This is a genomic window from Bradyrhizobium sp. 6(2017) (genome assembly GCF_011058295.2).
Classification (GTDB): domain Bacteria; phylum Pseudomonadota; class Alphaproteobacteria; order Rhizobiales; family Xanthobacteraceae; genus Bradyrhizobium; species Bradyrhizobium septentrionale.
In genome coordinates this window covers 9,738,599-9,763,000 of record NZ_CP049289.2, presented here as the reverse complement: position 1 = coordinate 9,763,000, position 24,402 = coordinate 9,738,599, and the positions used below count along the sequence as shown (strand labels likewise).

At 65.2% G+C, this 24,402-nt stretch carries 23 protein-coding genes; 8 read left to right on the top strand and 15 right to left on the bottom strand.

Features of this window, described 5'->3' with window-relative positions:
• Positions 1-7: 7 nt before the first annotated feature.
• A complete protein-coding gene (locus G6P99_RS46385) occupies positions 8-883 on the bottom strand; it encodes a branched-chain amino acid ABC transporter permease (RefSeq protein ID WP_029079556.1) in 876 nt (291 codons plus the stop codon).
• Positions 884-986: 103 nt separating this feature from the next.
• Positions 987-2,342: a substrate-binding protein gene (locus G6P99_RS46380; protein ID WP_165126856.1), complete on the bottom strand. Its 1,356-nt coding sequence runs from the start codon at positions 2,340-2,342 to the stop codon at positions 987-989.
• Between the two features lie 288 nt (positions 2,343-2,630).
• On the opposite strand from G6P99_RS46380, the gene G6P99_RS46375 reads away from it, so the two are divergent.
• Both G6P99_RS46375 and G6P99_RS46370 read left to right on the top strand, forming a co-directional pair.
• Entirely contained in the window at positions 2,631-3,071 is a 441-nt protein-coding gene (locus G6P99_RS46375) for a hypothetical protein (RefSeq protein WP_245284581.1), read from the top strand.
• 145 nt (positions 3,072-3,216) lie between these two features.
• The gene (locus tag G6P99_RS46370) at positions 3,217-3,684 is read left to right on the top strand and encodes a MarR family winged helix-turn-helix transcriptional regulator (RefSeq protein ID WP_029079558.1); all 468 of its coding nucleotides are present in this window, start codon (positions 3,217-3,219) and stop codon (positions 3,682-3,684) included.
• Between the two features lie 66 nt (positions 3,685-3,750).
• Here the strand turns inward: G6P99_RS46370 and prfA are convergent, their stop codons facing one another.
• From prfA to G6P99_RS46355, 3 genes are all read right to left on the bottom strand, one after another.
• Positions 3,751-4,830 carry a peptide chain release factor 1 gene (prfA, locus tag G6P99_RS46365; protein WP_165126854.1) on the bottom strand — a complete coding sequence of 360 codons (1,080 nt, stop codon included), beginning with the start codon at positions 4,828-4,830 and terminating at the stop codon, positions 3,751-3,753.
• 57 nt (positions 4,831-4,887) lie between these two features.
• Positions 4,888-7,155, bottom strand: coding sequence for a phosphoenolpyruvate--protein phosphotransferase (gene ptsP / locus G6P99_RS46360; protein WP_029079560.1), 2,268 nt, complete (start codon positions 7,153-7,155; stop codon positions 4,888-4,890).
• Positions 7,156-7,633: 478 nt separating this feature from the next.
• A complete protein-coding gene (locus tag G6P99_RS46355; protein WP_029079561.1) occupies positions 7,634-8,887 on the bottom strand; it encodes an aspartate kinase in 1,254 nt (417 codons plus the stop codon).
• 220 nt (positions 8,888-9,107) lie between these two features.
• Here G6P99_RS46355 and G6P99_RS46350 point away from each other — a divergent pair, with 220 nt between their 5' ends.
• The 3 genes from G6P99_RS46350 (at position 9,108) to G6P99_RS46340 (ending at position 11,426) form a co-directional block, all read left to right on the top strand.
• Positions 9,108-9,575: a PH domain-containing protein gene (locus G6P99_RS46350; protein ID WP_029079562.1), complete on the top strand. Its 468-nt coding sequence runs from the start codon at positions 9,108-9,110 to the stop codon at positions 9,573-9,575.
• A gap of 14 nt (positions 9,576-9,589) precedes the next feature.
• On the top strand, positions 9,590-10,342 hold the full coding sequence (ubiG, locus tag G6P99_RS46345; RefSeq protein ID WP_029079563.1) for a bifunctional 2-polyprenyl-6-hydroxyphenol methylase/3-demethylubiquinol 3-O-methyltransferase UbiG: 753 nt from the start codon (positions 9,590-9,592) through the stop codon (positions 10,340-10,342).
• 184 nt (positions 10,343-10,526) lie between these two features.
• Positions 10,527-11,426 carry a DMT family transporter gene (locus G6P99_RS46340; RefSeq protein ID WP_029079564.1) on the top strand — a complete coding sequence of 300 codons (900 nt, stop codon included), beginning with the start codon at positions 10,527-10,529 and terminating at the stop codon, positions 11,424-11,426.
• Positions 11,427-11,490: 64 nt separating this feature from the next.
• Here the strand turns inward: G6P99_RS46340 and G6P99_RS46335 are convergent, their stop codons facing one another.
• The 5 genes from G6P99_RS46335 to G6P99_RS46315 all read right to left on the bottom strand — a co-directional run bounded on the left by G6P99_RS46335 (position 11,491) and on the right by G6P99_RS46315 (position 14,524).
• Positions 11,491-11,922, bottom strand: coding sequence for an EamA family transporter (locus G6P99_RS46335; protein ID WP_165126851.1), 432 nt, complete (start codon positions 11,920-11,922; stop codon positions 11,491-11,493).
• Positions 11,923-12,052: 130 nt separating this feature from the next.
• Positions 12,053-12,538, bottom strand: a complete 486-nt coding sequence (locus G6P99_RS46330; protein ID WP_035976481.1) for a DUF1178 family protein — start codon at positions 12,536-12,538, stop codon at positions 12,053-12,055.
• Positions 12,535-13,413, bottom strand: coding sequence for a carbon-nitrogen hydrolase family protein (locus G6P99_RS46325; RefSeq protein WP_029079566.1), 879 nt, complete (start codon positions 13,411-13,413; stop codon positions 12,535-12,537). Before G6P99_RS46325 ends, G6P99_RS46330 begins: the two co-directional genes overlap by 4 nt.
• Positions 13,413-13,685, bottom strand: coding sequence for a glutaredoxin 3 (grxC, locus tag G6P99_RS46320; RefSeq protein ID WP_029079567.1), 273 nt, complete (start codon positions 13,683-13,685; stop codon positions 13,413-13,415). Before grxC ends, G6P99_RS46325 begins: the two co-directional genes overlap by 1 nt.
• Before the next feature lie 29 nt (positions 13,686-13,714).
• Positions 13,715-14,524, bottom strand: a complete 810-nt coding sequence (locus G6P99_RS46315) for a ComF family protein (protein WP_029079568.1) — start codon at positions 14,522-14,524, stop codon at positions 13,715-13,717.
• A gap of 78 nt (positions 14,525-14,602) precedes the next feature.
• Between G6P99_RS46315 and G6P99_RS46310 the strand changes: the two genes are divergently transcribed.
• Positions 14,603-15,445 carry a methyltransferase domain-containing protein gene (locus G6P99_RS46310; protein ID WP_029079569.1) on the top strand — a complete coding sequence of 281 codons (843 nt, stop codon included), beginning with the start codon at positions 14,603-14,605 and terminating at the stop codon, positions 15,443-15,445.
• A 283-nt stretch (positions 15,446-15,728) separates the two neighbouring features.
• On the opposite strand, the gene G6P99_RS46305 is transcribed toward G6P99_RS46310, so the two are convergent.
• From G6P99_RS46305 to G6P99_RS46295, 3 genes are all read right to left on the bottom strand, one after another.
• On the bottom strand, positions 15,729-16,139 hold the full coding sequence (locus G6P99_RS46305; protein ID WP_029079570.1) for a (deoxy)nucleoside triphosphate pyrophosphohydrolase: 411 nt from the start codon (positions 16,137-16,139) through the stop codon (positions 15,729-15,731).
• Between the two features lie 192 nt (positions 16,140-16,331).
• Entirely contained in the window at positions 16,332-17,573 is a 1,242-nt protein-coding gene (argJ, locus tag G6P99_RS46300) for a bifunctional glutamate N-acetyltransferase/amino-acid acetyltransferase ArgJ (RefSeq protein ID WP_029079571.1), read from the bottom strand.
• A gap of 156 nt (positions 17,574-17,729) precedes the next feature.
• Entirely contained in the window at positions 17,730-18,659 is a 930-nt protein-coding gene (locus G6P99_RS46295) for a peptidylprolyl isomerase (protein WP_029079572.1), read from the bottom strand.
• 369 nt (positions 18,660-19,028) lie between these two features.
• Here G6P99_RS46295 and secA point away from each other — a divergent pair, with 369 nt between their 5' ends.
• On the top strand, positions 19,029-21,893 hold the full coding sequence (gene secA / locus G6P99_RS46290; protein WP_029079573.1) for a preprotein translocase subunit SecA: 2,865 nt from the start codon (positions 19,029-19,031) through the stop codon (positions 21,891-21,893).
• Positions 21,894-21,950: 57 nt separating this feature from the next.
• Here the strand turns inward: secA and G6P99_RS46285 are convergent, their stop codons facing one another.
• Together G6P99_RS46285 and G6P99_RS46280 are read right to left on the bottom strand one after the other, a co-directional pair.
• Complete coding sequence (locus G6P99_RS46285) at positions 21,951-22,385, bottom strand: VOC family protein (protein WP_029079574.1); 435 nt, start codon at positions 22,383-22,385, stop codon at positions 21,951-21,953.
• Between the two features lie 176 nt (positions 22,386-22,561).
• A complete protein-coding gene (locus tag G6P99_RS46280; RefSeq protein WP_016847408.1) occupies positions 22,562-23,005 on the bottom strand; it encodes a MarR family winged helix-turn-helix transcriptional regulator in 444 nt (147 codons plus the stop codon).
• Between the two features lie 178 nt (positions 23,006-23,183).
• Between G6P99_RS46280 and G6P99_RS46275 the strand changes: the two genes are divergently transcribed.
• The gene (locus tag G6P99_RS46275; RefSeq protein WP_029079575.1) at positions 23,184-24,365 is read left to right on the top strand and encodes a substrate-binding domain-containing protein; all 1,182 of its coding nucleotides are present in this window, start codon (positions 23,184-23,186) and stop codon (positions 24,363-24,365) included.
• Positions 24,366-24,402 lie beyond the last annotated feature (37 nt).

The following is a 24,402-nucleotide window of genomic DNA, read 5'->3' as shown; positions in this document are numbered from 1 at the left end:
TCCGTCGTCATTCGCGGCCCTGCGTGCCGAGCAGGCCGTGCGGTCTGAGCACGAGCACGAGCGTCATCGCCGCGAACAGCATGACGTAGGCGTAACCGGGGTTGAACATCGAGGTGATGCTGATGATCTCGCCGGCGATCAGTCCGCCGAGGATCGCGCCGGGAAACGAGCCGACGCCGCCGATCACCACCACCACGAAGGTCTCGACCAGGATGTCGTCGCCGACGCCGGGAGTCAGCGACACCACGGGCGCGTTGATGATTCCGGCGAAGCCTGCGGCCATCGCACCGATGCCGAACACGATCATGAAGACGCGGTAGACGTTGATGCCGAGCGAATCGACCATCACCGAATCCTCGATGCCGGCGCGCACGATCATGCCGAGCCGGGTGCGGTAGAGGATCAGGAACAGCGCGCCGAGCGCGACCGCGACGATGCCGACGACGGCGAGCCGGTAGGTCGGGTAGAACAGGAAGCCCATCGAGGTGATGCCCTGCAGCAGCGCCGGCGGCGGCACCACCTGCGACTGGCTGGTGAAGATCAGCCGCACGATCTCGACGAAACAGATGCCGAGGCCGAACGTGACCAACAGCTGGTCCTCATGCGGGCGATGGTAGAAGTGGCGGATGATGATCCGCTCCATCGCGACGCCGAGCGCCATCACGAACAGCGATCCCGCGATCACGGCGAGAATGAAGGAGCCGGTGTAGGAATAGGTCACGTATCCGGCGTAGCCGCCGATCATGAACATGGCGCCGTGGGCGAGATTGAGCACCCCGAGCGTGCCGTAGATGATCGTCAGCCCGGAGCTGATCAGCGCAAGCAGTGCGCCGAGCGCCAGTCCGTTGAAAAGTTGCGAAACGAAATTTGGCCAGTTGATCATGGCGTGCGTTCAGTCGGCCCAGTCAATGGAGGATGCGTTCCGACACAAAGCGGCGCCGCGGGTCGGGTCGCCCCGCCCACGGCGCCGAGTTGTCCCACGTTGATCAGGTGTAGTCGCCGAGATGGCAGCCGAACGCATCCGGCTTCTGCATCAAGCCGTCGCCGGCGACGATCTCGATCACCTCGTAATAGTCCTCCTTGTTCTTCATCTCCTTTTCCATCTTGCCGCGGACGATGAAGACGGGGCGGACGCATTGGTGATCTTCGGGGCGATAATGCACGTCGCCGACCAGCGAAGGGACGGTCTCGCCCTTCTCGTAGGCCTTGATGACGTCGGGCGGATAGAAACTGCCGGCTTCCTCGACCATGCGGGCCCAGTGCGCGAAGCTGACATAGGCGTTCTCGGCGCCCCATTCCGGTTTGTATCCGAACTTCTTCTCGAAGGTCTCGTTGAACATCTTGGCCAGCGGATACTTGTCCTCGATGGTCCACCAATAGTCGGTCGCGGCGTAGACGCCCTGCATCAGGCCGCCGGTCTCCCGGGCGATGAACGGCACCTGGTAGGGCACCACGAGCTTCATCTTGTCGAGCACGCCGAACTGCTTGGCCTGCTGCGTCGACAGCACGGCGTCGTGGCCCCAGTTGACGTTGATCAGCACGTCGGCGCCGGAATTCGCGACATTGAGCAGATACGACGAATAGTCGGGCGCGCCGAGCGGCGACACCTGGTTGGTGGTGGTGGTCCAGCCCGCCTCGGCGAGGCGGTCCTGCATCGACTTGGTCACCGTGTGGCCATAGGTGTAGTCGGGCGTCAGATAGGCGGCCTTCTTGTTCTTGCCGAACTGCTTGATCAGCACCGGCGCGATTGCAGCGGCAGCGGTCTGGCCATAGAAGTTCTGGCGGAAACCGTAGCGCACGCAATCCTTGCCGGTGGTGTCGTTCGATCCGGAGATACCGCAAACGAAGATCACCTTCTCGCGCTGCGCCAGCTTGTTCAGCGCGACCGCGACCGCACTCGACGTGCCGCCGGTGATCATCACCGCCTTGTTCTCGGTGATGAAGCGCTGCTGCGCCTGCACGGCCTCGTTCGGCTTCGCCGCGGAATCCGCGACGCCGAACTTCAGTTCCTTGCCGAGCACGCCCTTTGAGGTCTTCGGCGAGATCTTCTTGATCAACTCGTGACCGCTGTTGATGTGCTCGATCGCGAGCTGATAGCCCTTGAGCTCATCCTCGCCCTGCACCGCATAGGTGCCTGTGCGCGGGACCGAGATGCCGATGAAGGCCGAGGAGCCGGCCGAGCCGGCGGGAAATGTCCCGATCGCCGGATGATCCTCGGCGAATGCCCGCGACGTGATCGAGGCCGGCAGCACGGTGCCGCCGATCAGGCCGGCACCGGCCTGCAGCAGGGTGCGACGCGAGACGTTCAGTGCTCTGCGCGGCAGGAAATCCTTGGTGCTCATCGCTCACTATCCTCCAATTATATGATTTTTGGCGCGCATGCTCACTGGCCGCCGGATCGGATCGATCGGCGGCTGGATGCGCCGGCTGCGATGGAGCAGCCCGTCGCAGCTACAATTCCCCACCGGCATATTTAGTCAATGTCGCCTTTCGTCGAATCATATCGGTCTACGATAGAATTAATGTCGGAATACGATATAGCTGGGTTTACCGCCCGGGTGAGGGTCCTGTAGTGAGAGGCGATGATCCACGAGCCTTCAAGTCGCACCGGAAATCCCGGAGAGCGCGCCGTGACCGAGGACGGCGGCGCTGAGCAGTCGAGCAGCTTGAGCATCCGCGCGATCAACGTTCTGAAGGAGTTGTCGGCCGAGCTGCTCGACGAAGTGCCGCCAAAGCTGGGCTGGACGCCGCCGGACGATCTGCTTCGCCTGCTCACGGCGCGCCATCTTGCGACCGCGCGAAACTGCGGACAGCAAACCATGCGCGAGATCATCGATTGGGCCGAGACGCGCGGGATATCGATCCCGGCGCCGCATCATACCGGCAAATCGCTGTCGGAGGTCTGGGGTGATCTGGTCGAGCGTGCCTCGGCCGGGCATCTCACCAAGAACGAGATCACCGAGGCGCTGGAGAAGTCGATCCGCCGCCGGAGCCCACGGATTCCGGTCGCGTTCCAGATCGTGCTGCTGAAGATCTTGAGTTCGAGCTACGATCACTGGCCGCAGCCGTGATGCCGCCCGGCCGTGCCGCTCGACCGTCAAACCGTTGAAAACATGAGTGCAAGGGCGTGAGGTAGGATGGTCCGCCGGGCCCGGGCTTGATAGTGTCGCACGGCTCCTGCCGTCCGGCGGAGCGAGCCTGGAGCAAGACCAGCGAATGCCTCAATCGAAGCAGCGGCGCGCGCCGGCCGCGACCGCAAAGCGTAGCGTCGCGGCCGCGACGGTCGATTACCCGGCGCTGGCGCGGTTTCGCCACCAGCTGCGCAGCTTCCTTGCGTTCAGCGAACAGGCAGCCCAGCAGGCCGGGTTGACGCCGCAGCAGCATCAGGCGCTGCTCGCCATCAAGGGCTTCTCCGGCGAAGAGCCAACCACTGTCGGCGATATCGCCCGCTATTTGCTGATCCGCCATCACACCGCGGTCGAGCTGGTCAACCGGATGACGAAGCTCGGGCTGCTGACGCGGGCGGTCGACGCCGCCGACGGCCGGCGTGTTCTGGTGACGCTGACAGCGCAGGGCGAGCGCAAGCTGCAAGCGCTGTCGAAGATTCACCTCGAGGAGCTGACCACGGCCGGTCCGGCGCTCGGCAAGATCCTGCGCCACTTCAGGCAGTCGCAAAAACGCTAGCGCATGATCCGGAAAAGTGCGCAGCGGTTTTCCGAAGAGATCATGCGCGAACAATAAATCGCGTTCTCAAGCCGCCGCGCCCTGCGCCGCGAGCTGCGCGGCCTGGTGCTCGGTGGTCAGCGCATCGATCAGATCGCCAAGTGCCTCGCCCGCGATCACCTGCGGCAGCTTGTAGAGCGTCAGATTGATGCGGTGGTCGGTGACTCGCCCTTGCGGGAAGTTATAGGTGCGGATGCGCTCCGAGCGGTCGCCGGAGCCGACCTTCTCCTTGCGGTCGGCGGAGCGCGCGGCCTCGACACGCTGGCGCTCGGCGTCATAAATGCGCGAACGCAGGATGTTCATCGCCGATGCCCGGTTTTTGTGCTGCGAGCGGCTGTCCTGCATCATCACCACGATGCCGGTCGGAAGATGGGTGATGCGGATCGCCGATTCGGTCTTGTTGACGTGCTGACCGCCGGCGCCGCCCGCGCGCATGGTCTCGATCCTCAGATCGTCGTTCTTGATGTCGACGTCGACGTCCTCGACTTCCGGCAGCACCGCGACGGTCGCGGCCGAGGTGTGGATGCGGCCCTGCGTTTCGGTGTCGGGCACGCGCTGCACGCGGTGTACGCCGGATTCGAATTTCAGCTTGGCGAAGGCGCCGCGGCCCTGCACCTCGGCGATGATTTCCTTGAAGCCGCCGACGGTGCCTTCGCTCGCCGAGATCACCTCGACCTTCCAGCCCTGCAGGCCGGCGAAGCGCTCATACATCCGGAACAGGTCGCCGGCGAACAGCGAGGCCTCGTCGCCGCCGGTGCCGGCACGGATTTCCAGCACCACGTTGCGGTCATCCATCGCGTCCTTGGGCAACAGCGCGATCCGGATATTCTGCTCGAGCTCGCCGATGCGCGCCTGCAGCGTTTCCAGCTCGGCTTCCGCCATGCTGCGCATCTCGGCGTCAGTCCCCGCATCCGCCAGCATCGCCTCGGTATCGGCGAGCTCCGAGCGGGCGGAGCGATAGAGCTTCACCGCGTCGATCAACGGATTGAGCTCGGCGAGCTCGCGCGTGATCTGCACATAGCGCTCGGAGTTGACCTGGCCGAGCAGCTCGGCTTCGAGCGAGGCGTGATGGGTGAGCAGGACGTCGAGTTTGGCTTCGGGTAGCATGTTGAAGTCTCGAATTGCGGGAGGCGCGAAAGGGCGGCAGCGGCGACGACAGCGTCGCTACAAGGCCAGCCCCTCGGTTTCCGCAAATTTCGTCAGCGCCGCGCGGATCGACACGCTGCCAACCGGCGCGTCGAGCAGCGGATTGATCATCGCCTCCGCCTTCGTGGCGTCGAGGTCGAGGATCATCGCCTTGACCGGGCCATGCGCAGTTGCTGACAATGAAAGCGAACGGTAGCCAAGCGCGATCAGCGCCAGCGCGCCGATCGGTTTCGAGGCCATCTCTCCGCACAGCGAGGCGGCTTTCTTCGCAACCTTGGCCTTGCGCACGATGTCGCGCAGCGCGCGCAGGATCGGCGCCGACAGGGTGTCGAAGCGCTCGGAGACCTTGGCGTTGCCGCGGTCGACCGCAAACAGGAACTGGAACAGGTCGTTGGAGCCGACCGAGACGAAGTCGACCTTCTTCAAGAGCTCGTCGAGCTGGTAGAGCAGGGCCGGCACTTCCACCATGGTGCCGATATCGATTCGCTCGGGCAGCGAATGGCCATGCTGGCGCAGATAGGTCAGCTCGCGCTCGACGATCGCCTTGGCCTGGTCGAACTCGGCGACGTCGGAGATCATCGGGAACATGATCTTCAGCGCGCGGCCGCCGCCGGCGCGCAACAGCGCACGGATCTGGCCGCGCAGCAGGCCGGGGCGGTCGAGGCCGAGCCGAATCGCGCGCCAGCCGAGCGCGGGATTTTCCTCGACCACGGTCTCCATATAGGGCAGCGCCTTGTCGCCGCCGATGTCGAGCGTGCGGAAAGTGACGGGCTTGGTGCCGGCGGCGTCGAGCACGGTGCGGTACAGCGCAAGCTGGTCGCTCGAGCGCGGCAGGCTCGGGCTCACCATGAACTGCAGTTCGGTGCGGAACAGGCCGATGCCGGCGCTGCCGGTGTCGTCGATATGCGGCAGGTCGATGGTCAGGCCGGCATTGATCAGAAGCTCGATCGGCTGGCCGTCCTTGGTCACGCAGGCCTTGTCGCGCAGCGCCGAATATTGCGCCTGCCGCCGCGCCCGGAAGCGGACGCGCTCGGCGTAGGCCGATTCGATCTCGGCCGAGGGACGGACATAGATCTCGCCGGAGATGCCGTCGACGATGATGGCGTCGCCCGGATCGGCGATGCCGGGCGCGTTCGGCACCTCGCCGACCGCGGGAATGCCGAGCGCGCGCGCCACGATCGAGACGTGGGAGTTCGCAGTGCCTTCCTCCAGCACCAGGCCGCGCAGCCGCTTGCGGTCGTAGTCGAGCAGCGCCGCGGGACCCATCGCGCGGGCGATCAGGATGGCGTTGTCGGGCAGCTGCTCGCGCGACGGCGCATGGTCCTGGCCGACCAATTGCCGCATCAGGCGATGGCCGAGATCCTCGAGGTCGTGCAGGCGGTCGCGCAGATAGGGATCGGTCGAGCGCAGCATGCGCGCGCGGGTATCGGACTGCACGCGTTCGACGGCGGCCTCCGCGGTGAGGCCGGTGGCGACCGCCTCATGCAGCTTGTGCGACCAGCCTTGGTCGTTGGCGAACATGCGATAGGCTTCCAGCACCTCGCGGTGCTCGCCGCCCTCGGCGACGTCGCCGCGCTCCAGCATGCGGTCGAGATCGGCGCGCAGATTGGCCAGCGCGGTGTCGAGCCGCTTGACCTCCTTCGGCAGATCCTCGGCGATGTAGTTGGTGATGACGACGCGCGGCTCGTGCAGCACGACATGGCCGAGCGCGATGCCGTCGGAGAGCACTGCGCCGGTTTTGTGCAGCGAGTGCCGCGCGGCTGGCTCGGCGCCGGGCTGGGCCAGCGCAGCAAGCTCGCCGGAGGCGATCATCTCCGCCAGCACCATGGCGGTGGTCTGCAGCGCCTCGACTTCTTCCTCGACATAGGTGCGCTTGGCGCGGTTCTGCACCACCAGCACGCCGAGCGTGTTGCCGGCGCGCAGGATCGGCACGCCGAGGAACGAGTGGTAGGCCTCTTCGCCGGTCTCCGGGCGGTAGGCGAAGGCCGGATGGCTTTGCGCGTCGGACAAATTGAGCGGCGTCGCCTCGCTGGCGACGAGGCCGACCAGGCCCTCATGCGCGCTCATCACGGTGCGGTGCACGGCGTCGCGGTTCAGACCTTCGGTGGCGTAGAGTTCGAGCGTGTTGTCGACGCGCAGCACGTAGCAGGAGCAGACCTCGGCCACCATATTGGCCGCGATCAGCACCACGATCTTGTCGAGGCGCTCCTGGGCGGAGACTTGCTCCGCCATGGTTTCGCGGAGCCGTCTCAACAGGATGCGGGGGCCTCCCGACGCGCTCCGCATATGCTTCAATCCCTCCCCACGAGGCCGGCGCACCGGGCCGGCCGGCCGCTGGCGCAAAACTCGTCAAAACCAACAATTTTAGTCATTCGGCGTCGCCGCTCGCGCCAGTTCCCGCCGATTCGGGATCGCTGAAACTGTGCCACAGTTTGCGACAGCCCACCTGACTGGCCGTATAGCCAATCGAGGCTCGCTTTGCCAAGCAAAACGCCTGCCAGTAGCAAATAACGTCTGCGTCAGCTCAATGCTGCGCCCGCTAAGAGAAATTCTAACTCCGGGACGGGGGTACTGGAGGGTATCCCGTGCTCTCTCCTCCGTCATTCCCCGGGGCTTGCGAAGCGAAAGCCCGGAATCGATTTTCCCACGGAATCCGCGGCCCGGTGGATTCCGGGCTCGTGCTCCGCACGCGCTCAGGTGCGCAATTGCGCACCGGGAAATGACAGCGGATGGAGCTCCGTCCGCCGCTGGTCCGCGGTAACCCCTACGCCTGATCCAGCCCGTACAGTGTGTGCAGCGTGCGCACCGCGAGTTCGGTGTAGGCGGCGTCGATCAGGACCGAGAACTTGATCTCGGAGGTGGTGATGGCGCGGATGTTGATGTTTCGCTCGGCCAGTGCCTTGAACGCCTTCGCCGCGACGCCGGCGTGGCTGCGCATGCCGCTGCCGATCACCGAGACCTTGGCGACGTCGGTCGCGGTGTCGAGCCTGATGTAGCCGATCTTGGCCTTGGCGGAGGTGATCGTGTCCTTGGCGCGGTTATAGTCGGTGGCCGGAACGGTGAAGGTGAGGTCGGTGGTCTTGCCGTCCTCGGACACGTTCTGCACGATCATGTCGACATTGATGTTGGCATCCGCGAGCGGCCCGAAGATCGCCGCGGCCACGCCGGGCTTGTCCTCGATCTGGCGCACGGAAATCTGGGCTTCGTCCTTGGAGAAGGCGATGCCGGTGACGACGTGCATTTCCATGATTTCCTCCTCGCTGCAGATCAGCGTGCCCGGCGGCGTGCCGTGCGGGTCGATATCCTCAGGCTTGTCGAAGCTGGAGCGCACGAAGATCGGCATGTTGTGCACCATGCCGAGCTCCACCGAGCGAACCTGCAGCACCTTGGCGCCCTGCGAGGCCAGCTCCAGCATGTCCTCGAACGCGATCTTGTCGAGCCGGCGCGCCTTCGGCACCACGCGGGGATCGGTGGTGTAGACGCCGTCGACGTCGGTGTAGATGTCGCAGCGGTCGGCACGCAGCGCGGCCGCGATCGCCACCGCCGAGGTGTCCGAACCGCCGCGGCCGAGCGTGGTGATGCGGCCGGTCTGCGGATTGATGCCCTGGAAGCCGGCGATCACCGCGACCTCCTGGCGCTCCTTGAAGCGGGTGATGATCTCGGTGCCGTCGATATCGAGGATGCGCGCCGAAGCATGCGCGTCCGAGGTCTTGATCGGGATCTGCCAGCCCTGCCAGGAGCGCGCCTGGATGCCGATACCCTGCAGCACGATCGCGAGCAGCCCGGAGGTGACCTGCTCGCCGGAGGCGACCACCGCGTCATATTCGCGGGCGTCGTGCATCGGCGAGGCGTCGGTGCACCAGCCGACCAGTTCGTTGGTCTTGCCGGACATCGCGGAGACGACGACGGCGACCTCGTGGCCCGCGTCGACCTCGCGCTTCACATGCTGCGCGACATTGCGGATGCGATCGATATTGGCGACGGACGTACCGCCGAATTTCATCACGAGGCGGCCCATGACGACGCGTCTATTCCTTTAAGAGGATAAGTAGGTTAACCCACGCCGAAAACCGCAAGCGCGGGGACCGAAAGGCGCGTATACATAGCGCCGCGCCCGGGGGCAAGCCGCTTCCTGGGGGTCCCTGGAGGGTCTTTTGGGGTGTTTTTACCGGTTGCGGGCGGGCTGTTGCGCGAGGGTAACGCAAGGGTAGCGCGAGGGTAATTCGAAGGCGGATCGGATGGGGCGTTACATCGACGAAATCCTGCAGCCTGGCGAGAAGGTGCTGTATTCCACCAACGCGCACTGGATGTTCTATCTGCCGGCGATCGGGGCCTGGATTGTGGTGCTGGTGCTGCTGATCCTGTCGCGGATGACGGCGGTCGACGGCCTCACGCTGGCTTGCCTCGCGGCCGCTGCCGTGGTCGCGGTTGCGGCACTCTACTGGAGCGTCACGGCCTGGTTCCATCGCTGGACCACGGAAACCGACGTCACCAATTTCCGCGTGGTGCACAAGAGCGGCTTCATCAAGCGCCGCACCTTCGAGATGAGCCTCGACAAGGTCGAGAGCGTCGACGTCAACCAGAGCATCATGGGGCGGCTGCTCAATTATGGCGACGTCACCATTCGCGGCGTCGGCGAGGGCATCGAAACCATCAAGACCATCGCCTCGCCGCTATCGTTCCGCAATTCGATCACCGCGCGATAGGGGCGCGCGCAATCATGGCCACAACGCTTTCCAATGCCTCCGCCAACTCGGTCGATCCGGCCGAGGTCGCGAAGTTCTCGAAACTGTCGGATGAATGGTGGGATCCGCGCGGCAAGATGGCGCCGCTGCACAAGATCAATCCGCTTCGCCTGACCTATATCCGCGACGCCGCCTGCCGCAAGTTCGAGCGCAACGCCAAGAGCCTGAACTGCCTGTCCGGGCTGCGCCTGCTCGACATCGGCTGCGGCGCCGGGCTGCTGTGCGAGCCGTTCACCCGGCTCGGCGCCCAGGTGATCGGGATCGATCCATCCGCCACCAACATATCCGCGGCCAAGCTGCACGCCGACAAGGGCCATCTGTCGATCGACTACCGCTGCACCACGATCGAGGACATGGACGTACGCGAGCGCTTCGACATCGTGCTGGCGATGGAGGTGGTCGAGCATGTCGTCGATGTCGGCGCCTTCATCAAGCGCTGCACGGCGATGCTCAAGCCCGGCGGGCTGATGGTGGTCTCGACCCTGAACCGCAACTGGAAGAGCTTCGCGCTGGCGATCGTCGGCGCCGAATATGTGCTGCGCTGGCTGCCGCGCGGCACCCATGACTGGGGCAAGTTCGTTACCCCCGCCGAGCTCGAACGTTATCTCGGCGACGTCAACCTCACCGTCACCGAACAGGCCGGCGTGGTCTACAACCCGATCGCCGACAAATGGAGCGTCTCGTCCGACATGGACGTGAACTACATGGTGGTGGCGGAGGAGGTGTGAGAGGCGAGGGTCTCGGCCACACGATAGGTGTCGTCCCTGCGAAAGCAGGGACCCATAACCACCGGCTCATCTTGGGGGCGAGGTCCGCGTTACGAGCATGTATGCGGCGCGTCAGTTGACCACGTCAGCCGCGCCGGGCACGCTGCGCGCGTACTCTCGCCCCGGCACACTTCCCTTATCCCGCATGCTCACGATCGCCTCGCTCTGGATCCCCTTCACCATCGTCGCTGCCTTCGGGCAGGTGGCGCGCAATGCGATGCAGCGGCATCTGACCGGGCCGCTCGGCACCTGGGGCGCGACCAATATCCGCTTCCTGTTCGGCCTGCCGTTCTCGGTGGTGTTCTTCGCGCTGGCGGTGCTGCTGACCGGCGATGCCGTGCCGTGGCCTGCGGCGTCGTTCTGGCCGTGGCTGCTCTCCGGCGCGCTGAGTCAGATCGTCGGCACCGGCTTCATGCTGCTGGCGATGAACGACCGCTCCTTCGTGGTGACCACGGCCTACATGAAGACCGAGGCGATCCAGACCGCGATCTTCGGCTTCATCTTCCTCGGCGATCATCTCACGACGCCCAAGGTGATCGCGATGGTGATCGCCACCGTCGGCGTCGTCATCACCGCGCTGCGGCCCGGCGGGCAGAAGAGCTTTGCGGATCTGCGCCCGACCGTGCTCGGCCTCGGCGCCGCCGCGGTGTTCGCGATCTCGGCGGTGAGCTTTCGCGGCGCGATCATTGCCGTGCCCGGCGTCTCGTTCGTGACGGCGGCCTCCTACACGCTGATGTGGAGCCTGTTCGTCCAGACGCTGATCCTGTCGGTCTATCTGTTGCTGCGCGCGCCCGACGTGCTGCGGAAAATCCTCGGCCTGTGGCGGCCTTCGATGTTCGCGGGCTTCATGGGCGCGTTCTCCTCGCAATTCTGGTTTTTGGCCTTCGCACTCACCGCCGCCGCCAATGTGCGCACGCTGGCGCTGATCGAGGTGCTGTTCGCGCAGGGCGTGGCGTATTTCTCGCTCAAGCAGCCGTTCTCGCTGCGTGAGGTGTTCGGCATTGTCCTGATCGTCGTTGGCGTTGCCTTGTTGATCGCTGCTTAGACTCTTGTTTGACGCGTTTTCTTCACGCGAACCGGTAAGCCACTTTGCTCGAGAACGCTATGGATTAGCCTTTGACGGCAACCAGCACCGCGCCGGCCGAGATCAGCGCGATCCCGATCCAGCCATAGGCCGAGGGGCGCTCGCCGAGGAAGACGGCGCCGAACAGCGCCACGCTGAGCTTGTCGATCGGCGCCACCAGCGTCGCGGGGCCGAGCTTGAGCGCGCGGAAATAGCAGATCCATGACGCGCCGGTGCCGAGCCCGGACAGCAGCAGGAACAGCCAGCTTTTGGCCGAGATCGGTCCGGCCTGGGTGAACTGCCCGGTTGCGAACAGGATCGCCGACAGCGTGATCAGCACGACCACGGTGCGGATCAGGGTGGCAAGATCGGAGTTGATGCCTTCGACGCCGACCTTGGCGAAGATCGCGGTCAGCGCGGCGAAGATGGCCGAAAGAAACGCCCAGACCTGCCAGGAAGAAAATGTCTCGGGAGTCATTCAGGACGCTCGGCCGGTTTAGCCCACCCGTCATTGCGAGCGAGGCGAAGCAATCCATAGCGTAACAAGCGCGAAGCTGGATTGCTTCGTCGCTTCGCTCCTCGCAATGACGAGAGCGAAGCAGTGCGCGTCAATTCCGATCTTCCGGCAGGGTCGGCAGCGGCGAGACCTCGACGCCTTCGTCGATCAGCGCGCGCGCCTCTTCGGGCGAGGCCTCGCCATAGATCGGCCGATGCTCGATATCGCCGTAATGCATCTTGCGCGCCTCGTTGGGGAAGCGCTCGCCGACATTGTCGGCGTTCTTGACGATGTGGTCGCGCAGCTCCTTCAGCTTGGCGCGCAACTCGCGCTCCTGCGCCATCATCAGCGACGTCGATTCGCTGGCGGGTGCGGGTGCCTCGGCGGGGGCAGGCGCCGCTGCGGGGGCTGGCTGAGCCTTCTCGCGGCCCTTCTTGCCGATGATCTGCGGCGCCATGATCGCGCGCTCGACCTTGCTCGACCCGCAGGCCGGGCAATCGATCAAATGACGCCGCTCCTGCGATTCATAGGCCGACGAGCTCTGGAACCAGCTCTCGAACTGATGGCCGTGCTCGCAGCGCAGCGTGTAGCGGATCATGCCGAACCCCGGACCAGGTGCAGATGTTCCGGGCCGGCCTTGGGGTCGGCGATGCCGAAACGCCTGCCGTGCTGCAGCGAGGGGATGGTCTTTCGCGCGGTCTCGACCTTGGCGGGATCGATCTCGGCCAGGAACACGCCCGGCTCGACGCCGCCCTCGGCGAGGATCTCGCCCCAGGGGTCGATGATCAGCGAATGCCCGAAGGTCTCGCGCTTGTTCTCATGCAGGCCGGCCTGCGCCGCGGCGAACACGAAGCATCCGGTCTCGATGGCACGGGCGCGCAGCAGCGTGTGCCAATGCGCCTCGCCGGTCTTGCGGGTGAAGGCGGAGGGCACCGTGAGGAAGGAGGCACCGGCCTCGGCCAGCGCGCGATAGAGCGCTGGGAAACGCACGTCGTAGCAGATCGTCAGTCCGATCCGGCCCCACGGCAGGTCGGAGATCACGGCGGTCTCGCCCGGCTGGTAATTGGCCGATTCGCGATAGCTCTCGCCGCCCGGCAGATCGATATCGAACATGTGGATCTTGTCGTAGCTCGCGAGCTGATTGCCCTCGGGCCCGATCAGGAACGAACGGTTGACCGCCTTCTCCGGCGAGTAGCGCAGCGCCAGCGAGCCGATATGCAGATGGATCTTCAATTCGGCGGCGAGTGCGCGGTAGGCCTTCAGCGACTTGTCGTCCTCTTCGCTCGCTAAGTGCTCGAACAGCGCCTTGCGGTTCAGCTGCATCATGTTGCTGACCTCAGGCGTCAGCACATAATTGGCGCCCTGCGCCGCGGCCTCGCGGATCAGCCGCGTGCCCTGCTCCAGGCTCGGCTCCGGCAGCAGTCCGGTGCGCATCTGCACCATGGCGGCGGTGAAGGTTGTGCTATCGGCCATCAGGCGCCGCCTCCGTTGCTGAGCAGGCCGTCGAGCTTGCCTTCGCGGTCGAGTGCGTAGAGCTCGTCGCAGCCGCCGACATGGGTCTTGCCGATGAAGATCTGCGGAAAGGTCGTGCCGGCCCCAGCCCGGTTGTACATCTCGTCGCGATAGGCCGGGTTGCTGGCGACGCTCAATTCGGTGAACGCGGCGTTCTTGCGCGTCAAAAGCGATTTGGCCGCGGTGCAATAACCGCAACCCGGACGGGTGTAGATTTCGATGTCGGCGGTCATGGTGCGCTCGGTTGAACCAGAATACGAGATTATATGGGAGCGCGGTGGGTATCGACAACCCGGGCAAACACCAGCACGTCGACCTGCGACGCCTTGGCCCGCAGCAGCGCCCGCGCGCAGGCATCGACTGTAGCGCCCGAGGTGAGGACGTCGTCGACCAGGATCACGCGGCGGCCCTGGATGTCAGCCTTGCGTTCGGCGGCGACCCCGAATGCGCCCTGCACATTGCTGGCGCGGTCCTTGCGCGACAGTCCGATCTGCTGCTCGGTGGCGCGGACGCGCCGCAGCGCCTCGGAGACCATTTTGACGCCGCTCTGGCGCGCGATCGCCTTGGCGAGCGCGCCGGACTGGTTGTAGCGCCGGCTCCAGCCGCGCCGCCAGTGCAGGGGAACCGGCACCAGCATGTCGGCCTCCTCCAGCAATTCCTTCCCCGCGCGCGCCATCCAGCGGCCCATTGTTGGCGCCAGATCGGTGCGATCCTGGTATTTCAACGCGTGCACCAGCGTGCGTGCGACGTCGTCATAGCGCACCGCGGCGCGGGCACGCTGGTAGGACGGCGGATTGGCGATCGCCTCCATCGACAGCAATTCGGGCCCGGGATCGTAGACGAAGGGAATGCCGAGCCGTGGGCAGAACGGCTGTGCGATGAACGACAATTTGGCCCAGCACGCCGCGCAGACGCCCTCGCCATGAACCGGCTCGCGGCAGGACACGCACAGCGTCGGCAATGCGATGTCGAGCATGAGCCGCGCGGTGCGCAGCCACGCGCCCCCGACCGCGCCGAGCGCGCGCTGGAAGTGACCGGTAATGGAGCGTGGGGGTGATGTCTCGGCGTCCATGGCGGACGAGGCTAGCGTTTGGGCAGCGCAGGCTCAAGGCGCATTGCCTGCGACCGCGGTCCGGCGTAACGAGCGGGCATGGCACCGACCCCGGCAACTGCTCCCATTCTGTTCGATCGCGCCTTGCTCGGTGCGCGGCTTGCGCGCGCGGGGCGCGAGGGGGCGGCGACATTTCTGCTCGAGCGCGCCACGGAGGACATGGCGGACCGCTTGCAGGCGGTGTCACGCAGCTTTTCCTCAGGCGTCGACGTCTGGACGCCGGGCGACGGGCTTGCGGACGCCTTGCGCGTGCGGGTCGCCTCGGTCGATACGATCGGCTTTGCTGAGGCGGAGTCGCTCGGCCTGCCGCCGGAGTCGCGCGATCTAGCGGTCTCCGCGCTCGCCTTCCAGTTCGTCAACGACCTGCCGGGCGTGCTGGCGCAGATCCGGCGCGCGCTGAAGCCGGACGGGCTCTTGCTCGCCGCGATGCTCGGCGGCGACACGCTGACCGAGCTCAGGCAGAGTTTTGCCGCGGCGGAGGCCGAATGCGAGGGCGGGGTGTCGCCGCGCGTCGCGCCGTTCGCCGATCTGCGCGACATCGGCGCGCTGTTGCAGCGGGCAGGCTTTGCGCTGCCGGTCACCGACGTCGACCGCGTCGTGGTGCGCTACGCCAGCGCGTTCGCGCTGATGGCTGATCTCAGGCGCATGGGTGCCACCAATGTGCTGCGCGAGCGCCGTCACTCCCCGACCCGCCGCGCCACCATGCTGCGCATGGCGCAAATTTATGGCGAACGTTTCGGCGATCCCGACGGCCGCATCCGCGCCACCTTCGACATCGTCTGGCTGTCCGGCTGGGCACCGCATGACAGCCAGCCGAAACCGCTGCGGCCGGGCTCGGCGAAGGCGAGTCTGGAAGCGGCGGTGAAGGGAAGTAAGCGTTAGGGACGCACTGTGCCACGGCCCCTCTCCGCTTGCGGACAGGGCTATCGCATATGGCTATCGGTCATGACGACTTGGACACGTCGCTTGTGGAAGCACGCAAATGCCATACGCTCTGGGGCGAGCGTGCGTCTGCGCGATTTCGGAATATTGGAAGAGTATCCGTGAGTTGCCCGACGTGTCAAGTAACCCTGGTCGAACGCCGGCCACCGCCGGTTACTTTGCATGGGGTTGTTTTCGATATTTTGGCAGCGCGCCTCCCTCGCAAGCGGAGAGGCGAAGAAGATCACAACAACAAATCGATCAGATGTGGCAGCAGCGGGATGTCCGCGGGCGGCATCGGGTAGTCGCGCAGCTTGTTGGCGCGTACCCAGGCGAGGTTCTGGCCCTCGCGCGCCACGACCATGCCCTCCCAGCGCCGGCAGATGTAGAGCGGCATCAGCAGATGGAAGGTCTCGTAGGCGTGGCTGGCGAAGGTCAGCGGCGCGAGGCACGGCTCGCTCACGGTGATGCCGATCTCCTCATGCAGCTCGCGGATCAGCGTCTGTTCCGGCCGCTCGCCCGGCTCGATCTTGCCGCCCGGAAATTCCCACAGGCCGGCCAGCGCCTTGCCTTCGGGGCGCTGCGCCAGCAGCACGCGCTTGTCGGCATCAACCAGCGCGCAGGCGACGACGAGGGTCAGCTTGATGTCAGCCATGCGGGGCCAAGGTCCAGATGCGGTGTTGGCGGAGATTCTGTCATTGCGAGCGAAGCAAAGCAATCCATCTCTCTGCACGCGCGGACAGATGGATTGCTTCCGCCTTCGCTAAAGCTACGGCGGACAGGTCGTCGCTTCAGCGTAAAATTGCTTTGCAAGCTTGTCGCGAGCTCCTCGCGATGAAGGCGATGCTTACGACCTGTAATCGCCGTTGATCGCGACGTATTCCTTGGTGAGGTCGCAGGTCAGCACGCGGTCTCTAGCCTTGCCGAGGCCGAGCGCGACCTTGATCTGGATCTTCGGCGCCTTCATCGCCTCCGACACCTCTTTCTCATCGTAGGACGGATCGCGCGCGCCGCTCTTGGCGACGCGGATGCCGTTGAAGGAGATCGAGAGCTTGTCGCGGTTGGCGGGCTCGCCGGCCTTGCCGACCGCCATCACCACGCGGCCCCAATTGGCGTCCTCGCCGGCGATCGCGGTCTTCACCAGCGGCGAATTGGCGATCGACATCGCAATCTTGCGCGCCGACGGTTTTGTCGTTGCGCCCTCGACTACGACCTCGACCAGCTTGCGCGCACCTTCGCCGTCGCGCGCCACCTGCTCGGACAAATTGGCGAGGATCTGCTGGAACGCCTTGGTGAAGGCCTTCAGGCGCGGGTCGCTGGCGCGCGAAATCTTCGGCGCGCCGTTGGCGGCAGCAGCGCCGGTTGCAAACGCCAGCAGCGTGTCCGAGGTCGAGGTGTCGCCGTCGATGGTCAGCGCATTGAAGGTGTCCTCGACGCCGGTCTTGAGCAGCGATTGCAGCACCGAGGCCGACAGCGGCGCGTCGGTGAAGATGAACGACAGCATGGTCGCCATGTCCGGCATGATCATGCCGGCGCCCTTGGCCATGCCGTTGATCGTCACCTTGGCCTTGCCGAGCTTCACGGTCGCGGTCGCGACCTTCGGGAAGGTGTCGGTGGTCATGATCGCCTTGGCGGCGTCCATCCAGCGATCGGCCGTCGCGGCCTCCGTGAGCTGCGCCAGCACGCCGTCGAACTTGGTGGCGTCGAGCGGCTCGCCGATCACGCCGGTCGAGGCAAGCAACACCTCCGAGGTCGAACAGCCGACCGCCTTCGCCGCGATCTGCGCGGTCAGCGTGGTGGACGCCTTGCCGGTCTTGCCGGTGAAGGCGTTGGCGTTGCCGGAATTGACCACCAGCGCGCGTGCATTGCCGCCCTTCAGCTTGGCACGGCACCATTCGACTGGCGCCGACGGGCATTTCGACTTGGTGAACACGCCGGCCACCGTGGTGCCCTTGTCCAGCAGCGCGAGCAGCACGTCGGTACGCCCCTTGTAGCGGATGCCGGCGGCAGCGGTCGCAAGCCGCACACCCGCGATCACGGGCATCTCGGGAACGTCGGGCGGGGCGAGGGGGGAGACGGCGGTGGACATGAGGCGCTTCCGGCTACGGGGAGGGAAGCGCTGCTTATCATCTCGCAGGCCGAAGCGGGAGAGGGCTGCGACGCGATCAATCGAATGCACCCCTGAAAAGCAAATGGCCGGGACGAGCCCGGCCATCGCACATCGAAACTGTTGGCTTAGCGAAGCTTACTTCTTCGCCGGCGCCATCTTGTTGTCGGCAGGCTTCGGCGCATCCTTGGCCGCATCGGCGGGCGGGGTGGCCGCGTCGGCCGGCTTGTCCGTGCGCTCGACCTTGGCGGCCTCGCGCAGCTTGGCGACGTAGTCGGCCTGGGCCTTGCGGGTCACATAAGTCTCGATCTGGGCCTTCACCTGCTCGAAGTCGGGCGCCTTGCGGCTGCGCTTTTCCTCGACCTTGATGATGTGCCAGCCGAACTGCGACTTGACCGGATCGGAGATCTTGCCCGGCTCGAGCGAGAAGGCGACCGCGGAGAATTCCGGCACCATCTGCTCCTTGGTGAAGAAACCGAGGTCGCCGCCGTCGGAGGCGCCGGGATCCTTGGACTTCTTCTTGGCGAGCTCGGCGAAGTCGGCGCCCTTGTCGAGCTCGGCCTTGATCGCCTTGGCCTCGTCCTCGGTCTCGACCAGGATGTGGCGGGCGCGCACCTCCTGCTCGCCGGTGATCTGCTTGGCGGCCTCGTCATAGACCTTCTTCATGGCGTCGTCGGTGGTCGCCGCCTTGCCCTCGCTGGCAAGCAGGCTGTCCATCAACAGGCGGTTGCGGGTGAAGGCGAGGCGCTTCTTGAAGTCCTCGTTGTTCTCGATCTTCTTGTCCTCGGCGGCCTTGGACACGATCTTCATGTCGATCAGGAACGACAGCACGTTGTCTTTCTTGGTCGCGGGGTCCATCTGGGCCAGACTCGGGCCGAGTTCCTCCTCGGCGAGCGCCACGTCGCTGGCATGGATCTCGGAACCGTTGACCTTCGCCAGCACCGGGTCGGATTCCGCGGCGCGGACCGGAAGGCCGGCAGCCAGCACTGCGACAAGACAGCCCGTGGCGGCCAGGGTGGCGAGGCCGAGGCGCAGGCCGGTTTTGGTTTCCGGAGGCGAGGTGGTCATGCAAAATCCTTGTCTCAAAGGGGGGGAGCTCGAGCGGGGCGGACACTCGCCCAATCGTGTTACATTGGCAACGCGAAAGTCTTGTCAAAATGATGAATTCCTTGACATCTTGCCAGCGTTGACAACCCCCCAAGCGGGCCATATCTCTGGCCAACCGTGTCGACGGTGAGAGCGCTTATTTTGCTGCGTTTTTCGCCGTTGAACCCAGGATGGCCTGTTTCCCACTCAATTGGCGGAGGAGCCCCGGGTCGGGGCTCGAACCGGAGCGCGTCACGGTGAGTTGATAGGCGATCTGGCGGACCATCTCAGGGCTGTAATCCAAGACCTAAATTCGATACCTAACTCAAGACCGAAGAACAGGAATTTCGCATGATCGGCGCGCTCGCCCGCAAGTTTTTCGGCTCATCCAACGACCGTCGGGTCAAGGGCTATCAGTCCCGCGTCAACGCCATCAACGCGCTCGAGCCCGAGTTGATCAAGCTCTCCGACGACGAGCTCAAGGGGCGCACCGCCGAATTCAAGCAGCAGCTCGCCGGCGGCAAGACGCTCGACGACCTCCTGGTTCCGGCCTTCGCCACGGTGCGGGAGGCGGCCAAGCGGACGCTCGGCCAGCGCCATTTCGACGTTCAGCTGATCGGCGGCATGGTGCTGCACGAGGGCGACATCGCCGAGATGAAGACCGGCGAAGGCAAGACGCTGGTCGCGACGCTCGCGGTCTATCTCAACGCGCTCGCCGGCAAGGGCGTCCATGTCGTCACCGTCAACGACTACCTCGCCCGCCGCGACTCCGGCTGGATGGGCCAGATCTACTCGTTCCTGGGGCTGACCACCGGCGTGATCGTGCACGGCCTCGACGATGCCGAGCGCAAGGCGGCCTATGCCTGCGACATCACCTACGGCACCAACAACGAATACGGCTTCGACTATCTGCGCGACAACATGAAGTATCGCCTGGAGGACATGGTCCAGCGCGAGCACTTCTACGCGATCGTCGACGAAGTCGACTCCATCCTGATCGACGAGGCGCGCACGCCGCTGATCATCTCCGGTCCGCTCGACGACCGGTCGGATTTCTACAATACCATCGACACCTTCATGCCGCTGCTGACCAAGGTCGCCGATTTCGAGGTCGACGAGAAGCAGCGCACGGTGACGTTGACCGAAGGCGGCATGGAGAAGCTCGAGAACTTGCTGCGCGACGCCGGCCAGCTCAAGGGCGAGTCGCTGTACGACGTCGAGAACGTCTCCGTCGTGCATCACGTCAACCAGGCGCTGCGTGCGCACACGCTGTTCACCCGCGACAAGGACTACATCGTCCGCGACGACGAGGTCGTCATCATCGACGAGTTCACCGGCCGCATGATGCAGGGCCGCCGCTATTCGGAAGGCCTGCACCAGGCGCTGGAGGCCAAGGAGCACGTCACGGTCCAACCCGAGAACCAGACGCTGGCCTCGATCACCTTCCAGAACTATTTCCGGATGTACCAGAAGCTGTCCGGCATGACCGGCACGGCGCTGACCGAAGCCGACGAACTGTTCGACATCTACAAGCTCGAGGTCGTCGAGATCCCGACCAACCTGCCGGTGGCGCGTCTCGACGAGGACGACGAGGTCTACCGCACCCAGAACGAGAAATACGCCGCAATCCTTGCCGAGATCGAGCGCGCCAACAAGCGGCTGCAGCCGGTGCTGGTCGGCACGGCGTCGATCGAGAAATCGGAAGTGCTGGCCGAGTATCTCAAGAAGCACGGCTACAAGCAGATCGACTTCGGCGCCGAATCCGGCATGGAGAAGCTTTACGCCGCGGCCCGCGCCGGCAAGCCGGCAAAGCTGTTCGCGGTGCTGAACGCGCGCTTCCACGAGCAGGAAGCCTATATCGTCGCGGAAGCCGGCGTGCCGGGCGCGATCACGATCGCGACCAACATGGCCGGCCGCGGCACCGACATCAAGCTCGGCGGCTCGCTCGATATGCGGATCCAGCAGGAGACCGGAGGAATCACCGACGAGGCCGAGAAGGCCAAGAAGATCGAGCTGATCAAGGCCGACATCGAGCGCTTCCGCGAACTCGTGCTGAAGGCGGAAGAGGATTTCGAGGTCGAGCCCGCCAAGGGCAACAAGCCCGCCAAGACCGTGAAGAAGCCGGGCGGCCTCTACATCATCGGCTCCGAGCGTCACGAATCCCGCCGCATCGACAACCAGCTGCGCGGCCGTTCCGGCCGTCAGGGCGATCCCGGCCGCTCGAAATTCTTCCTGTCGCTGGAAGACGATCTGATGCGCATCTTCGGCTCCGACCGGCTCGACAGCATGCTGCAGCGGCTCGGCCTGCAGGAAGGCGAGGCGATCATCCATCCCTGGATCAACAAGGCGCTCGAGAAGGCGCAGCAGAAGGTCGAGGCGCGCAACTTCGACATCCGCAAGAACCTCTTGAAGTTCGACAACGTCCAGAACGACCAGCGCAAGGTGATCTTCGACCAACGCGTCGACCTGATGAAGGACGACAGCGTGGTCGAGACCGTGACCGACATGCGCCACGCCTTCGTCGAGGACGTGGTCACCAAGCATATCCCTGAGCATGCCTATGCCGAGCAGTGGGACACCGCGGGCCTCAAGGAAGAGCTCAAGCGCGTGCTCGATGTCGACCTGCCGGTCGACGAATGGGCCAAGGAAGAGGGCATCGCCGACGAGGAGCTGCTCAACCGCATCGAGAACCATGTCGACGAGCGCATGGCGGCGAAGGTCGCGCAATGGGGGCCCGACGTGATGCGCTACGTCGAGAAGACCATCCTGCTGCAGACGCTGGACCATCTCTGGCGCGAGCACCTGATCATGCTCGACCATCTGCGCCAGGTGATCGGCCTGCGCGGCTACGGTCAGCGCGATCCGTTGCAGGAGTACAAGACCGAAGCGTTCAACCTGTTCCAGGAGATGAGCGCGCATCTGCGCGAGGCGGTCACCGCGCAATTGATGCGGGTCGAGATCGTCCCGCCGGAGGAGCCGGCGCAGCCGTTGCCGCCGATGGAAGCGCACAAGCTCGATCCCAACACCGGCGAGGACGAGTTCGCCCAGGCCCGCCTGACCGAAGCCACCTACGCCCAGGCCTCGCTGGCGCCGGCAATGTCCGCCGCCGACCGTGATCCGAACAACCCCACAAGCTGGGGCAAGGTCGGCCGCAACGAGGACTGCCCCTGCGGCTCAGGCAAGAAGTACAAGCACTGCCACGGAAGGTACGCGTAAGCCGCCGCAAGCACAGACGCGGCGGGCGATTGGCCCGCCCGTCGAGGCGCTTCGCCCTCAGCCCGCGTAGGCCCTGTCGAGATCGGCGATCACGATCTTCTGCATCTTCAGCATCGCCTGCATGACGCGGTCGGCCCTGATGCGGTCGGGGTCGCTGAGGTAGCGGCTCAGCGCTGACGGGATCACCTGCCAGGACAGGCCGAAGCGGTCCTTGAGCCAGCCGCAGCGTGATCCCTGGCCGCCATCGGTGAGCTTGTTCCAATAGTAATCCACCTGCTGCTGGGTCTCGACGCTGAGGAAGAAAGACACCGCCTCGTTGAACTTGTGCTGCGGCCCGCCATTGAGCGCGTAGAACCGCTGCCCCTCGAGCTCAAAACTCGCCATGAAGTCGCTGACGGTCTCGATCTCGGCGTTCGGAAACACCGATTTGTAGAACGCGACCGCATCGCGGACGTTGTTGTCGAGCCAGAGGAAGGGCGTGATCGAAGGCATGACGGGGTGTCCTCGCTATCTGTGGATCGGGTGGACCTCAACGCTCGGGCGCGAAGGCCGCGCCGCGGGCGCGCCCAAAGGACGCAGCAAATCGCCGCGTCCCGACATTTGCAGCCGGTCTTTTTTGAAGGTTCGAGAGCGCCACGCCAAGTCGGCGCGTCGAGCCTGGCGCGGCGTCAGTTGGCGCTGCCGATCAGGCTTTCCAGCAGGCGCTTGAGCTCGGTGGTCGACTTGTCGCCATAGCTCTCGACGATGTGCTCTTCCTGGCTCACCGCGAGCGAGTTCAGCCGCCGGCACAGCGCCTTGCCGCGGTCGGAGACGAACATCAGGACCTTGCGGCGATCCTTGGGATCCTGGACGCGATAGACCAGGGCGTCCGACACCATGCGGTCGATCATCTTGGTCAGCGTCGGATGGTTGAGCAGCACCGCGTCGGCAAGCTCGCCCATCGAGTGGCCGTTGCCGTCGGACAGAACTTTAAGGATGCGCCACTGCTCGACCGGCACGCCTTCCTTGGCGAGCCGCGTCTCCAACTGCCGGTTGATCTCCCGGTTGGCCTGCGCCAGCAGGTAGGCGAGATGTTCGGTGATCGGGGAATTTTCTTTCGGCGGTTTAGCCACGGCGTGAGACCTGGTTCCTGACCCGGTGAATGAATGTCCGGCAACGCATGCCGTTTCTATATGCACTTCAATTGTTGAATATTCAATATTTTCCCCTAGGATATTCCCCCAACCAAGGGGCGGATGCCGCGACCGCCCGCTGGCTGCGTTGCGTACTGCTTCCCAGACAGGAGTTGGCGTGCTCTCGACGGTCTCTTTCCAGGCGTATGGCGGCATGCCCGTCGCGCCGCCGCACCTGTTTCGAAGCCCGTCATCCAGCGCGGCCGATCTTGCTTTGACCGTCCGGCCGGGCTCCTCGCGCCGGCGCGGCACCGACGGCAAGCTTAGAATCGGCAATTTCATCACCTTCTCGGGCGCGCCCGGAATCTGGGGCCCGATCTCGGCCAACAGCGTCATGCTGGCGATCGCCGAGATCAACAAGCGCGGCGGCATCGGCGGCCGCGAGGTCGAATTGTCGATGTACGACGCCGGCGGTCCGATCGAGGACGTGGTGCGCCGCGCCGAGCGGGCGATCGCCTTCGACGAGATCGACGTCATCATGGGCTCGCATATCAGCGCGGTCCGCCTCGCGCTGCGCAAGGTCACACGCGGCCGCATCCCCTATGTCTACACGCCGGTCTATGAGGGCGGCGAGCGGACGCACGGCGTGATGGCGATCGGCGAGACGCCGCGCGCGGAGAGCCGGCCGGCGATCCACTGGCTCACCGAGGTCAAGAATGCGCAGCGCTGGTACCTGATCGGCAGCGACTATGTCTGGCCCTGGCAGTCGCATCGCGCGGTGAAGCGCTACATCAAGGAAGCCGGCGGCCAGGTGGTCGGCGAGGAATTCGTCCCGCTCGGCGAGGACAATCACGAGCCGCATCTGGCGCGGATCCGCGCCGCGAGGCCCGACGTCGTGCTGATCACCCTGATCGGGACCGACAGCATCACCTTCAACCGCGCCTTTGCCGACGCCGGGCTTGCCGCCACGACGCTGCGCTATGCGGGCGCGATGGACGAGACCGTGATGCTCGGCATCGGCCCCGACGCGACCGAGAACCTGTTCTGCGCCTCCGGCTATTTCGGCTGCGTCGATTCGCGCGCCAATGACGACTTCCGGACCAGCTACCGTGCGATGTTCGGGGCGCACGCGCCGCCGATCGGCTCGGTCGGGCAGTCCAATTACGAGGGCATGCGCTTCCTCGAGGCGGCGGCCAGCCGCGCCCGCTCGCTGTCGCTGGGGCCCTTGCTCGCCGCCGGGCGCAACCTCGTCTACAGCGGCGCGCGCGGCACGGTGACCATTCGCGACGGCCGCGCCGAAATGCCGATCTATCTTGCCGAAGCCGACGGTCTCGACTTCAATGTGATCAAGACGATCTAGAATGGTACCGTCGCCGGTGAGGGCGATGCCGCGCTCG